14 protein-coding genes are annotated in these 12,351 nt (G+C 69.7%); 11 read left to right on the top strand and 3 right to left on the bottom strand.

Features of this window, described 5'->3' with window-relative positions; genetic code table 11:
• Positions 1–9: 9 nt before the first annotated feature.
• Positions 10–489, bottom strand: coding sequence for a DUF3618 domain-containing protein (locus AB0G63_RS00975; RefSeq protein WP_360742129.1), 480 nt, complete (start codon positions 487–489; stop codon positions 10–12).
• Positions 486–848 carry a phage holin family protein gene (locus AB0G63_RS00970; protein ID WP_360742375.1) on the bottom strand — a complete coding sequence of 121 codons (363 nt, stop codon included), beginning with the start codon at positions 846–848 and terminating at the stop codon, positions 486–488. The genes AB0G63_RS00975 and AB0G63_RS00970 overlap by 4 nt, the downstream gene beginning before the upstream one ends.
• Positions 849–1,559: 711 nt before the next feature.
• Between AB0G63_RS00970 and AB0G63_RS00965 the strand changes: the two genes are divergently transcribed.
• Both AB0G63_RS00965 and AB0G63_RS00960 read left to right on the top strand, forming a co-directional pair.
• Complete coding sequence (locus AB0G63_RS00965; RefSeq protein ID WP_360742126.1) at positions 1,560–3,629, top strand: hypothetical protein; 2,070 nt, start codon at positions 1,560–1,562, stop codon at positions 3,627–3,629.
• Complete coding sequence (locus AB0G63_RS00960; protein ID WP_360742123.1) at positions 3,626–4,507, top strand: hypothetical protein; 882 nt, start codon at positions 3,626–3,628, stop codon at positions 4,505–4,507. Before AB0G63_RS00965 ends, AB0G63_RS00960 begins: the two co-directional genes overlap by 4 nt.
• A 23-nt stretch (positions 4,508–4,530) precedes the next feature.
• On the opposite strand, the gene AB0G63_RS00955 is transcribed toward AB0G63_RS00960, so the two are convergent.
• Positions 4,531–4,911 (bottom strand): DUF192 domain-containing protein, encoded by a 381-nt coding sequence (locus AB0G63_RS00955; protein ID WP_360742120.1) that lies wholly within the window; start codon positions 4,909–4,911, stop codon positions 4,531–4,533.
• A 140-nt stretch (positions 4,912–5,051) separates the two neighbouring features.
• Between AB0G63_RS00955 and AB0G63_RS00950 the strand changes: the two genes are divergently transcribed.
• From AB0G63_RS00950 to AB0G63_RS00910, 9 genes are all read left to right on the top strand, one after another.
• Positions 5,052–5,804, top strand: coding sequence for an A24 family peptidase (locus tag AB0G63_RS00950; protein ID WP_360742117.1), 753 nt, complete (start codon positions 5,052–5,054; stop codon positions 5,802–5,804).
• A 209-nt stretch (positions 5,805–6,013) separates the two neighbouring features.
• Positions 6,014–6,673, top strand: coding sequence for a hypothetical protein (locus AB0G63_RS00945; protein ID WP_360742115.1), 660 nt, complete (start codon positions 6,014–6,016; stop codon positions 6,671–6,673).
• Positions 6,674–6,681: 8 nt separating this feature from the next.
• Positions 6,682–7,695 (top strand): hypothetical protein, encoded by a 1,014-nt coding sequence (locus AB0G63_RS00940; RefSeq protein ID WP_360742112.1) that lies wholly within the window; start codon positions 6,682–6,684, stop codon positions 7,693–7,695.
• Positions 7,696–7,737: 42 nt separating this feature from the next.
• Positions 7,738–8,049, top strand: a complete 312-nt coding sequence (locus tag AB0G63_RS00935; protein WP_360742110.1) for a hypothetical protein — start codon at positions 7,738–7,740, stop codon at positions 8,047–8,049.
• Positions 8,046–9,404: a hypothetical protein gene (locus AB0G63_RS00930; protein WP_360742107.1), complete on the top strand. Its 1,359-nt coding sequence runs from the start codon at positions 8,046–8,048 to the stop codon at positions 9,402–9,404. The genes AB0G63_RS00935 and AB0G63_RS00930 overlap by 4 nt, the downstream gene beginning before the upstream one ends.
• A complete protein-coding gene (locus tag AB0G63_RS00925; RefSeq protein ID WP_360742105.1) occupies positions 9,401–10,084 on the top strand; it encodes a hypothetical protein in 684 nt (227 codons plus the stop codon). The genes AB0G63_RS00930 and AB0G63_RS00925 overlap by 4 nt, the downstream gene beginning before the upstream one ends.
• Positions 10,085–10,223: 139 nt before the next feature.
• Positions 10,224–10,739, top strand: coding sequence for a hypothetical protein (locus AB0G63_RS00920; protein ID WP_360742102.1), 516 nt, complete (start codon positions 10,224–10,226; stop codon positions 10,737–10,739).
• Complete coding sequence (locus AB0G63_RS00915) at positions 10,736–11,338, top strand: dihydrofolate reductase family protein (RefSeq protein WP_360742099.1); 603 nt, start codon at positions 10,736–10,738, stop codon at positions 11,336–11,338. Before AB0G63_RS00920 ends, AB0G63_RS00915 begins: the two co-directional genes overlap by 4 nt.
• Before the next feature lie 47 nt (positions 11,339–11,385).
• Positions 11,386–12,261, top strand: a complete 876-nt coding sequence (locus tag AB0G63_RS00910) for an LLM class flavin-dependent oxidoreductase (RefSeq protein ID WP_360742096.1) — start codon at positions 11,386–11,388, stop codon at positions 12,259–12,261.
• The last annotated feature ends 90 nt before the right edge of the window (positions 12,262–12,351 follow it).

Raw genomic sequence — 12,351 nt, 5'->3', positions numbered from 1 at the left:
CCCCTCCCGTCACTTCCCGCGTCGATACGCCATCCACGCCAGCACGGCACCCGCGGCCACCGCCAGCAGAACCCTGCGGTTGTCCCGCGCCGCCCGCGCCCCCTCGGCCGCCTTCTGACGCACCGGCTCGGGCGCCTTCTCCTGGAGGAGGTGTCCGGCCTGGACGGCCTTGGCGCGGGCCTGCTCGGCCGCCTGGAGCGCCTTGTCCTTCACCGGTTCGGGCAGCCGTTCCTGCACCTGGTGCGCGACGTCGGACGCCTTGGCCCGCAACTCCCCGGCCTTGGCGGCGGCCTGCGCCTTGACGTCGGCCGCTCTCTCCTGGGCCTGCGCCCTGACGTCGGCGGCCTTCTCCTGAGCCCGCGCCTTGACGTCGGTCCTGGCCGCCAGCGCCTCGACCGTCTGCCCGAGTTCCTTGCGGGTCTCCTCGACCTGCTCGCGCAGTTCCTCCGTGCTGGACGCGGTCTGCTCGTCGTGAGGCGGCTGGGTCATCGCTGTGCACGCTCCTTGATCTCGGTCATGTCGGACTTCACGCCGGCGATGGCTTGTTCGGGGGCCGGTGGCGCGCCCTCGCGGATCTGCTTCCTCCCGCTCAGTGCCATGAGCCCGGTGATCAGCCCCAGCACAGCCGTGACGATCAGTGCCGCGGCCCACACCGGCAACGGCACCGCGAGCGCGGCGACGGCGGTGGCCACGAGGGCCTGCAGAGTCAGGAAGCCGACGACGCCGGCGCCGCCGAACAGCCCGCCGCCCTTCCCGTACCGTTTGCCCTTCTCCTTCATCTCCGCCTGCGCCAGCCTCAGTTCGCCGCGCACCAGTTCAGTCAGCTGGTGAGCTGCCCGCTGCACCAGTTCGCTGACCGGTTCCGCGCCGGAACCGTCCGGTTCCCCGCCGCGAGGAACGGAGTGCGGTTGCGTACTCGACACGACGATCACCTCCCGTCTTCCTGTTCCTGTTCCTGCTCCTGTTCCTTCTTCTGTTCGCGTTCCTGGTCCTGCCGGCCGGGCGGGGTCCGTGACCGGCCGCCGTCCGATCCGATGGGGGCGCGAGTACCCCGTCACTGGGATAGCGCCGCTCTGCACCCGCTGCACGGCCACCAACGCGGCCGGCACCGCGCACAGGACGCCGGCCGACGGCCACGACGGAGCGACGTGGACGGCACCCGCGCCGCCAGTGCCTGCGTCACACGGCGGTCTGTCTCGTACATCTCAGCCGACCAGCCCATGACGTGCAGGTATCCGCCAGATCACCGGTCACACCCACGACCCGGAGCACGGCGTCGGCGCGGTCGCCGGAACCGTGCGGCCCACGCGGCGGCATTGGGCGCCGATTTGGGCCCACGGGCCCATGCGGCCCAGCCGCCCCCTCCCTACCGTCGACCCATGTCGTGGACCGGCGGCGGGGGAGCGGCGGGGATCCGGGTGACGCTGTCCGCGAGTACGTGAACACCCCCCCGAGCCGCCGGAGTTGACGAGGGGGAGGACATGTCGTCGATCGGGGGACTGCCGGAAGGCGGGGCGGCTGTGTGGCCGTCGGGGGAGCCGGGGAGCGGGCGCCGGAGCATGCCCGCACCGTTGTCGGCCGCCCTCGTCATCGTCCACGCCCTGTTCGCGATCACGATCGTCGGCGGCCTGGGCCTGCTGCTCACCGCGGCCTCCTACGACGCCTTCGACGGCGGCGTCCTGGCCCTGCTCGTCTACGCCGCCGCGCCCGGCGCCCTCGGCTGGTGGCTGGCCCGGCGCAGCTGGGAGGGCGGGCCGCGGGTCCGGCGCGGCCTGATCGCCGTACAGGTCTGGCTGATCCTCACCGGCCTCGCCAACCTCGTCGCCGGATCTGCCCGCGGTGGCGTGCAACTCCTCCTGCCGGCCCTCGTTCTCGTCTTCCTGCTCCGCGGGGAGAGCCGCCAGTGGTACGAGACCCCCGGTCTGGAGCGCGCCGAACGCCGCCCCTTCTCCCTGGCCCGCATGATCCGCTGGCGCCGCGACGAGGGACAGACGGCGGTGGAGTACGCCGGCCTCGTCGCCATCGTCGCCGCGATCATCGTCGCGCTGCTGGTCAGCGGCCTCGGCACCCAGATATACGGCGGCATCCGCGCGAAGGTCTGTGAGGTCACGGGCTCGGCCTGCCCGGCGCCTTCCGGCGGCGGCGGCACGGACGTCCGGGCGGGGGACGACACCGGCAACCCCCAGAAGACCACCGGCGGCACGACGGAAGGCACCAACGGAAGCAACACCGGCACCACGGCCGGCACCGGAAACGACGACCCCACGGACGACGGCAACGACAACGAGCAGAACGCCGACGAGAAGAAGAACGACAACAAGCAGCCCGACGACGAGGAAAAGAAGGAGGAAAAGAAGGAGGAAAAGAAGGACGACGGCTGCTTCAGCGGCTTCGGCGCCTTCCTGAGCTGCGCCGGCGACCAGGTCAAACAGGTCGGCCAGGGCCTCTTCGTCGACGGCGTCTGGGGCGACCTCACCGGCATCTGGGACATGGTCCGCCACCCCGGCGACACCCTTGGCGGCCTCGCCGACTACGGCAAGCAGCTCGGCGACGACTGGCTGAAGAACTCCGAGGGCGCCTCCGGCAAGTGGTCCGAGGGCGACTACCTCGGCGCCCTCTGGGACTGGGGCGGAGCGTCCCTGAAGACCGGCGGCACGGTCCTGTACGACATGTTCATCGGCGACGACGTGGCCGACCAGTGGAACAAGGGCAACAAGACCCGCGCCGTCACGACCGTCATCTGGAACGTCGGCTCCCTCTTCATCCCCGGCTACGACATCGGCAAGGTCGCCGAGAAGGTCGGAGTGCTCGGCAAGCTCGGCAAGCTGGGCCGGCTCGCGGAGAAGGCGGGTGAGGCGGCGGAGGACGCGAAGCGTGCCGCGAAGGCGGGCGACGTCGAGGGCGCCGAGAAGGCGGCGAAGAAGGCCGACGAGGCCGCGGACGAGGCCGAGCGCAAGGCGCGCGAGTCCGGCTGCACCATCGCCGCACCGGCCCGCAGGGTGCCGTACGCGGGCGGACCCGGCACCGGCACGACCGTGCTCGCCTCCGGCCGCGCGGGCTCCCCGTACGTCGTCCTCGCCGAGGAAGGCTGCGACGAGGAGGCCAGGCAGCAGGCCCAGGAGGCCCGCAAGCAGGCCGACGAGGCCGAGCAGGCCGCCGAGGACGCCGCGGGGAAGAACAGGCCGGCGAACGAGTGGAAGGCGCGGGACGACATCCCCGGACCGGCCCGAGGCAAGACCCTCAAGTTCCCGAACAAGCGTCACACCGTCAGCGGAGCGGCGGGCGGCCAGGTCAAGGAGCGCAACACCATCATCCTGCGGGGCAACGAGGACTTGGTCCGCTCCGACATCGAGGGCATCGCCAACGGCCGCGCCACCCTGTCGGCCGACGGCAACACGTATGAGATCAACGGCCGTACGTACGAGGTGGAGGGCAACGGCACGGTCTTCCCCAAGTCCGGCCCCGGCCTGGTCGAACTGGACCGCATCGAGTACGCCGCGCTGAAGGAGATCGCCCGGAACAAGGGCGACCTGAGCAAGTCGCAGCAATTGCAGCGCGACCCCAAGTTCGTCAACAATCCCGCGAAGGTCCAGAAGGCCAAGGAGATCTACGACGGGACGTACAAATGATCGCGAACCTCTTCACCGTCGCGGACGGCGACCCGGCACGTCTCCGGCGAGCCCTGGCGGACCTGCTCGGGCTCCCGGAGGGGTCGGTCGACGTGGCCGACGCGGACGGTGACCAGGAAGGACGGCACTGGGAGGCGCCGGTGCTGTGCACGTACCGCCGGCTGCCCCCGGGCGACCTCGCGCTCGAACTGGACTTAAACGTCACTGTCACCGTGGCCGACGAGACGGCCGGCGACCTGACGGAGCCACGACTGGCGCACGGCCTCGCGGCCGGCCTGGACGGCTCCGTCCTGTACCCGGCCGACCCCGAGGACCTCGATCTGCCGAGCGCCTACTGGGTCGCCGTGCCGGACGGGCGCGCGGTCCGCTGCCGCCTGGAGGCCGTCGACACGGAGGCCGCCGCCGGCACGGCGTACCGGGTCGACGCGGTGGAGGAACAGGTGCCGGACCTGCCACGCGCACCGGTCGAGTTCCTGCCGGAGGTCCTGGACAGGGAACCCGTCCCCACACCCGTGGCCGACGCCTTCCTCACCGGGTACCCGAGGGGTACGACGGAGAGCGTGGAAGGGCGTGTCCACTACAGCCTGCGCGTGTGGGAGAGGCTGGTCCGCCGCCTCGAGGCCGACTGGAACCCCTCGGGGCGTTACCGCGAGGACCTCTTCCAAAGGGATCTGGAGGCCCGGGACGAACTGGGCCGACTGCTTCCCGAGATCGACGAGGCACACGTGGACGCCCTGCGCTCAGCGGTGACACTCCTGGACCGGACCTTCCGGGACCACACCGAGCCCACGCCCACCGAGAACCCCGAACGCTGGTGGCGGCACAGACGCCCAAGCCACACCCCCTGGCGCACCGACGACGAACAACCGGCCGGCTGACCCCGCACTTCCCACCACGCACCTCACACTGCTCCCTCCTCCACCTCGACCCGCACGCCGACCCGGAGCCCCCACTCGGCCATCACCCCGGCCTCGGCCTCCAGCACGTGCCGTGAACGCAGCCGGGGCAACCCCAGCCGCCCCGGCCTCATGGTGCGCACCGCGATGACCCGCAGGCTGCGGTCCAGGTAGGCGACGTCGATGGGGATGCGCATGCGGAAGGTGTGCACGCCGCTGGCGGGCGACAGCAGGATCGCCCCGTCGACGGAGTCCCGCCCCAACAACCCCTTGGTACGGGCCCGATAGGAGGTGGCGATCTCCAGAGGCACGGCGAGCGAGGCCCCCACGCCGCCCTCCCGGTGCACGACCAGCCTGCCCCGCCCGTCCCGCCAACGCCGCCCCACCCCAGGCCCCCTCCCGCCACCACCACGTCCGCCACCACGTCCGCCGACCGAACCTATCCGCCCCGTCCGCGCCCGAATAGGCCCCGCATGGGCCCCCGGACCCATGCGCTGCCGACTGCCGTGCCCGTAGTGTCCCCGCCGTGCGCGTACTCCTGATCGTCGCGGCCGCCCTCTGGGGAGCGGGCACGGGTCTCGTACTGCCCCGCGCCGCCCACCGCTTCTCCGTCGAACCGGACGAGCCCTGGAACTCCCGCTGCCCCGCCGGTCACCCGATCACCGGCGCGTACGGCGGCTGGCTGGGCCGGGCGACCTGCCCCACCCTCGAACCGAACGGCCCCTGCGGCGCGTACGGCCCGCGCACCCTCACGACGTCCACGACGACAGCACTGGTCTCCGCGGCGCTGGCCAGCGCGTCGGGCCCCCACCCGGAGACGGCGGTCTGGCTCCTGCTCACCCCGGTGGCGATCCTGCTCGCCCTGATCGACATCCGGGTTCACCGCCTCCCCGACGTCCTGACACTGTCGCTGGCCGCCACGACCACGCTCCTCCTGGCCGTCGCGGCCCCGCTCCCCGCCGCGGCAGGCTCCTGGCCTACGGCCCTCCTCGGCGGCCTCGCCCTGTGCGCCGCCTACTTCGTCCTCTTCCTCATCAACCCGTCCGGCATGGGCTTCGGCGACGTCAAACTCGCCCTCCCCCTCGGCGCGGCCCTCGGCTGGTACGGCTGGCCGACCCTCCTGACCGGCGCCCTCACAGGCCTCCTCTACGGCGCCCTGTACGGCGCGGCCATGCTCGCGACCCGCCGAGCGACCCGCAAGTCCGCAATCCCCCTGGGCCCGTTCATGCTGACCGGCACGCTGACGGGACTGGTGCTCGGAGCGGTCACAGCGACGTGAAACCCTTTGCGGGTTCGTGAACGGAACGCTCACCTCCCCTGCCACGCCATACCGCGTGTTACGTAACCGTTACTGCTCAAGTGGGCGTTCGAACCGCCGATTTGCTCTCATACGCTCTATCGGTTGACAAGTCTCACGCTGGTGTCACTTCTTGTGCGCCGATAGCGTTGGTTCGCTCGAGAGAAGCCTCGCCTCACCGGGAGCCGACTGTGAACCGCCGCCCAACCCTGCTCGCAGCGATCGCTCTGACCGCCGCTGCGGCCCTGTCGTTGTCCGCGTGCGGGAGCGACGACAGCTCCAAGAACAAGACCAACGACAAGATCGCGGGAGCCGACACGGGAGACAAGGCATCCGCTTCCCCGAGTGGGTCCGCCACGCCGGCGGCTGGTCGACCGAAGATCGAACTTCCGTCGGACTTGAAACTGGTCTTCGAGGACACGGAGACCGGCGACCCGGTCAAGGACGCGGTGCTCGCCGACAGTGCGGAACGCATGCGTGCCGTCGATGCCGCCATTACAGGGACGGACCCCAAAGGCAGCGCACTCGCTTACTACAACACCGGTAAGGCATTGGGGGCTGCGCTCTCCTGGGTCGATCAGTTCAAGGAGGCCGGTGCGACGATCACCGGTGAAGCCCGTTACTACGACCGTGCCGTGACGCTCAAGAGCAAAACGTCCGCCGTTCTCACCTTCTGTGCCGACGAGAGCAAGGGCTACAGCAAGGACAAGAAGACGAACAAGATCGCCAAGACCCCGGCGACGAAGAACAGTTACGTGCTGTACAACACCAGGCTGGACAAGAACGCCGAGGGTGTCTGGCAGACGTCGCAGATCATCTCCGCGCGAGGGGCTGCTCAGTGCCAGCCGTAACGAGAATCATGGTCGGCGCCGTCCTTGTGGCGGGCGTGACGGTGCTCGCCTCAGGCCCGGCGGCTTGGGCCGACTTCGTGCCCGGAGGCAAGGGAACCGGTTCCGAGACCCAGGTCGGGGGCGGGCGGACCGGTCAGGAGGTCACCGCGACGGCAGGCGCTGTCGTCTTCGACCGTTCCAAGAACGGCTCGGGTCAGTCGGCAGGGCCAGTGACGTCCGCGACGACCTGGACCCCACCCGCTTGCTACTACGCGCCGAAGTACACGCCGGAGGAACTCGAGGCGTACCTGAAGCCGATCTGGGAGGCCGGTTCGACGGGCTACGAGTGGGACGCGAAACAGCGCGACCACTACGTCGAGGGTCATCCTTACAAGGACTTCAACAAGGAGAAGGCCGGTAAGGGCTATTGGTGGGACTCCTACGTCACGCCCGGCCGCGAGGGCGACCTCGCGTCACTCGACTGCACCAAGCCCATCTTCTGGGTGGACGACAACGACGACCCGCCGGCCGACATCCCCCAGGCGGTGACCCCGGAAGTCCTCGCGCAGCTCGCCTACGCGGAGGTCCGTGTCCCTTCCACGAAGGTGGACCTGGCCCCGCAGAACACCACGAAGGTGAATCTCCCGACGTGGGCGTGGCTGGACGCGGCGAAGTTCAAGCCGGTGTCCGTCACCGCTGGCGTCCCGCTGCTCGGCATCTCCGCCACCACCACCGCCGAGCCGGTGTCCGTGAAGATCGACCCGGGCACGGAGGACGCCGTCACCTTCCCGGCCTCCGGCGTGTGCGGGATACACGACGGCCGTATCGGCGAGCCCTATGCCAAGGGCAAGGCCGACGAGATCCCGCCCTGCGGGGTGAGGTACCTGCGCTCCTCGGGCGACGGTTCATACCCGCTCAAGGCCACCGTCACCTGGAAGATCCACTGGACGGGCTCCGGCGGTGCGGGCGGCGACCTTCCCGACTGCACCTTCGGCGCGACGCAGGACGTCGTCGTCCAGGAGATCCAGGCCGTCAACCGCTGACGCAGAACGTGAAGCCGGGCAAGACATGAACAGGGGCCACACGTGGCTGAACGGCTCAGAGTCGACGGAACCGAGCTGGAGAGGTTCTTCAAGGATCTGAAAAAGGCGAAGAACTCCTTCGTCGCCCTGCAGAAGGTGCTGCACGACTCGGGCGTCAGCGGGCTCGGCACGGATGACCTCGACAAGGCCTGCGACGGATTCCAGAAAGACTGGCATTACGGGGCCAAGGAGATCGCTGAGCAGATCGAGGAACTCACGGACATCACGAAGAAGGCCAGGAACGACTTCCGCGAGGTGGACATCGCCTTGGAGAAGGCCTTGGAAAAGGCGAGACGGAAAGGCGGGGAGAAGTGACAGAGCCCGCCGCGGACGCCGACCGGCCACAGGGGTTGAAGTCTGACCCGGGCGTGACAAACCCGTACCCGCATCTCGGCTTCAATCCGGCCCCCGGCAGCACCGACTTGGTACGGGACATCCACCACAGGCTGACGGGCTGTGCGAAGGAGATGGAGAAAGCCCACTCCAAAGTGACCGCACTGATGGACGGAAGTTACTGGGAGGGGGATGCGGCGGTAGCGTTCCGTGATCAGCTCGAGGGTGGCCCCTTGCCGCTCAACCTGAAAAACGGCGCTCACTCCGTCAGAAAGGCCGCCAAGCAACTGCAGCTCTGGGTAATCGAGTTGGAGGAATTCCAGCGACGGGCGAAGAAGCTGGACGGTGAGGCCAAGCACGCGCGAGAGGCGCTGGAACGGGCTCGGGGGCGCGCGGTCAAGGGCGAGAACCAGGCCGACGACGCCGCCGACTCGGCGCTCACCAGAGCCAACGCCGCGGCGGCGACGGCACAGGAGGACTTGAACGACGTACTCCGTCGTGCACGCGCCCTCGCGACCGAGCATGAGGACGCGGCCCGCAAGAGAGCACGGCACATCGGCGACGCCACGCACAAGCTTGCGCCGCACGAGCCGAACGCCTGGGACAAGTTGACCAATTGGGCGGCGGACAACCTGCCGGACATCCTCAGCGCGTGTGCGGCCGTGCTCGGCGTGATCGCCCTGCTGGGCCTCACCGTTGTCGCGCCATGGGTGTTGTTCCTTGCGGCCGGCCTGCTGAGCGGAGCGGCCTTCAGCCTTCGCGTCACCGACCCGGAGTCCATGTCCTCTCTGAAAGACGGTTTCCTTCACGGCGAGTTGGATGCCGAGTTCTGGAGCAACACGCTCGGGGTCGCGGGGGACTTTCTGGGGATGCTGCCTGGGCTGGGAGCGGTACTCAAAGGCGGTTACCTGGGTTTCCGCGCCATCGGGGAGTCCGGCGAGTTGCTCTCCCTCGCAGGACAGGCCGACGAGGTGCTGACTTTCAATCAGAAGCTCGCGAGACTCGGAACCAACGCGATGACATCGGGGAGGACGGTGGGGAGTTCGATCAGGACGGAGGCCGCCGCGACCGAAGGCGCGGTGAACATTCTGGCCAAGCCCTGGGTGTTCGGCGGCCGGCTCGCACCGGCGGTCGAGGCGGTCGACAAACCGGCGACTTACCTGGGGGCCGGCACAGCCGCCTACGGCGTCGTCAGCAGCGCAGTGGACAGCCTCGACAGTGATACGGCCACGACTGCCACCAACCTCCTCGACGGGCCCAGAACTCTCGGCGTCGACATCCCGGCGACGCTGGGTGTCCTGCACTTCTTCGTCGTCGGAGCAGGTGAAGCGTCATGAGCAGCGCCTCATATGTGATCGACGTCTCGGCCCGGAGCCAGGACGCCGATGTCTGGTTCGCATTGCCCCCGGGCTTTGTTCCGCTCCCGCTGCGAGAACTGGCGGAGGCCGAAGACAGCTCTGGCAAGGCGGGTTCAGGGAGTACCCCGGGTCTCCTGCCGGCCGCGCTGCCCGACGCCATGGCCCGGCGACAGTCGCCGACGGATCTCGGTCCGGTCCTCCGGCTGGCTCAGCTGTTCCTGGAGGCCGGCACTGTGCTCTGCTGCCTTGGAGTGCACGCGGACGACGAGGGGGACGGCAGGATGCTGCTGTCCCTGTTCACCCTTGCGTCACGACCCAGCGACTGGGCCCCGCGCAGTGTCCTCGCCGCTCGCGCCGCCGCCGGCGCGCAGGATGCCGAGCACATCGAGACACTCGATCTGCCGTGTGGTCCGGGTTCGCTCGTGCAGCGCCGCCTGTCTGTGCCACCGGAGAACGGAAAAGGCACCCAGCGCGAGCTGCTCCAGGCCACGGCCTATGTTCCGTGCCCCGACGGTCGGCGGATCGCGATCCTCGCGCTGGCCACGACAGCAGTGAATCGAGCACGTCACTACCGCGCCCTTCTCGAGGACGTCGTCCGCACTGTCAGCTTCGACAACCCACTCCGAGACGTATTCGACGACGCATCCGGCAAGGATTGACATGCCCCCCACCCACCACGCCACGGCATGGGACGACCCGGCGACTCGGCGTGCCTGGGCGAGACTTCTTACCGGGACCGCCCTCGGTCAGATCCTTTGGCCTGCCGCTTGGGCGGGCCTCCTGGCGTGGTACGTAGGCATGTCGATCACGTGGACCCTCTGGCTCTTCTTCGTCCCGATGGCCTACACGTTCTACCGGACGTTCCTCCAGTGGGCTTACTGGAGAGGGGCGTTTCGCGCGCGGCGCCTCCTGCGTCAGTACCCCTGGCAGGTCCACGAGGCCCTGGAAAGCGGCATCGGCAACATCCCGGGTGTACGCAGTGGTTACGCCTGGCTGAAGTTCCCCGACCCCGGAACGCCGGGTGATCAGGTGACGATGGTCATGCACTCTCACGTGCGTTCCGTCTGGTGGGGTGGACGTCTTGGCAAGCGCGCCAAACCCGAGCGCAAGGCAGAGGTACGGGAGGTCCTCTTCGCCGGCGACCCACGCTCCGCCGGTGTGATCGCCGTCCCGGGCCCACGCCACCTCTATGTGATCCACCAGCGCCCGAGCCGCAACCCGGGCATGCCCACCGAAGCCAGCGGGGACGGACCGGACCGCAGTGAGCGGCCCACGGACAGCAGCTCGGCCCACCACCGGGGAAGTGAGTCATGAGGAAGATCGTGTTGATGATGTCCGTCTCCCTCGACGGCTACTTCGAGGGGCCCGGGCACGACATCTCCTGGCACCGCGTCGACGACGAGGTGCACCGGCACCTCAACGACACCGTCCGGCGGTTCGGGGGGCTGCTCAGCGGGCGGCGGACCTATGAGCTCATGGCCGGTTACTGGCCCACCGCCGACGCCGATCCGGACGCCCCCGCGGCGATCGTCGAGTTCGCCGGGATCTGGCGGGAGATGCCGAAGGTCGTGTACTCGCGGACGGTGGAGGAGGGAGAGTGGAACACCGTCGTCGTGCGGGACGTGGTGCCCGGTGAGGTCAGGGCGCTCAAGGAGCGGGCCGGCGGGGATCTCGGGCTGGGCGGGGCGGAGGTCGCCGCGGAGTTCATGCGGCTGGGGCTGGTGGACGAGTACCGGGTCTACGTCCATCCCGTACTCCTCGGGCAGGGCCGGCGCCTCTTCCCCGAGGGCGGTGAGATCGGCGCCGCCCTCCGGCTCGTGGAGAGCCGCACCTTCGGCAACGGCGTCGTCCTCCTGCACTACGAACGCCACGCCCCCGACCCCCACGGCGGCAGCGTCGGCGGCGTCGGCTGATCGTTAACGTGTTGTCCTTGTGCCGCCGACCGGGTTAGGAAGGGCGCATGACTGGACTCGGCGCCGTTTTCCGGCCCCAACTGCCTCCCGAAAGACTCCGTGATGTCGCTCGTATCGCGGACGCCAGCGGGCTCGATGAACTCTGGCTGTGGGAGGACTGCTTCATGGAGGGCGGCATCTCGGCGGCCGCCGCGGCCCTCGCCTGGACCGAGCGCGTGCGCATCGGGGTCGGTCTGCTGCCCGTACCGCTGCGGAACGTCGCCCTCACCGCGATGGAGATCGCGACCCTGCACCGGATGTTCCCCGGACGCCCCGTGCTCGCCGTCGGACACGGAGTGCAGGACTGGATGGGGCAGGTGGGCGCCAGAGCGGAGTCGCCCGTCACCCTGCTGCGGGAGTATCTCCTCGCCCTGCGTGCCCTGCTCCGCGGAGAACGGGTCACGCACAGCGGACGGTACGTCACCCTCGACGACGTAGCACTCGACTGGCCGCCCGCCGGTCCGGCACCCGTCCTCGCCGGAGCCACCGGGCCGCGTTCCCTGCGGCTCACCGGTGAGGCCGCGGACGGCACGCTGCTGACCGCGTCCACCTCGCCCGACGGGGTGCGGCACGCCCGCCGGCTCATCGAGGAGGGACGCGAGTCGGCGGGGCGGCAGGCGGATCCGCACGAGGTCGTCGTCTATCTGCTCGCCGTCACCGGGCCCGGTGACGCCCAGCGCCTGCACGCCGAACTCGTCGCCGAGGGGCTGCAGTCCGTGCCGGACCTCGGAGCCGCCGGAGACGCCGGCGCCGTCGCGGAGGCCGTTCAGCGGCTCGCCGACGCCGGGGCCGACCGGGTGATCCTCCAGCCGACGGGTGACGAACCCGACCCGGAGGGCTTCGTCCGGTTCGTGGCCGAGGAGGTCCGGCCGCTCGTGCCGTAGCACGACGCAGACGCGACGGGCGGGACGGCGCCGGTGCGACGGACGGGACGGCGCCGAAAAAACCGGCGGCGCCCGCGCGCCTGATCCTGC

It is taken from the genome of Streptomyces sp. NPDC020996, assembly GCF_040641355.1.
Taxonomy (GTDB): Bacteria; Actinomycetota; Actinomycetes; order Streptomycetales; family Streptomycetaceae; genus Streptomyces.
The sequence above is the reverse complement of the archived record's forward strand: the minus strand, read 5'-3'. Positions and strand labels throughout refer to the sequence as shown.

What these genes read in the sequence shown, in the direction of transcription:
- AB0G63_RS00975 (WP_360742129.1), bottom strand. Translation starts at nt 489, where the DNA reads ATGACCCAGCCGCCTCACGACGAGCAGACCGCGTCCAGCACGGAGGAA.
- AB0G63_RS00965 (WP_360742126.1), top strand. Translation starts at nt 1,560, where the DNA reads ATGCCCGCACCGTTGTCGGCCGCCCTCGTCATCGTCCACGCCCTGTTC.
- AB0G63_RS00960 (WP_360742123.1), top strand. Translation starts at nt 3,626, where the DNA reads ATGATCGCGAACCTCTTCACCGTCGCGGACGGCGACCCGGCACGTCTC.
- AB0G63_RS00940 (WP_360742112.1), top strand. Translation starts at nt 6,682, where the DNA reads ATGGTCGGCGCCGTCCTTGTGGCGGGCGTGACGGTGCTCGCCTCAGGC.
- AB0G63_RS00925 (WP_360742105.1), top strand. Translation starts at nt 9,401, where the DNA reads ATGAGCAGCGCCTCATATGTGATCGACGTCTCGGCCCGGAGCCAGGAC.
- AB0G63_RS00920 (WP_360742102.1), top strand. Translation starts at nt 10,224, where the DNA reads ATGTCGATCACGTGGACCCTCTGGCTCTTCTTCGTCCCGATGGCCTAC.
- AB0G63_RS00915 (WP_360742099.1), top strand. Translation starts at nt 10,736, where the DNA reads ATGAGGAAGATCGTGTTGATGATGTCCGTCTCCCTCGACGGCTACTTC.
- AB0G63_RS00910 (WP_360742096.1), top strand. Translation starts at nt 11,386, where the DNA reads ATGACTGGACTCGGCGCCGTTTTCCGGCCCCAACTGCCTCCCGAAAGA.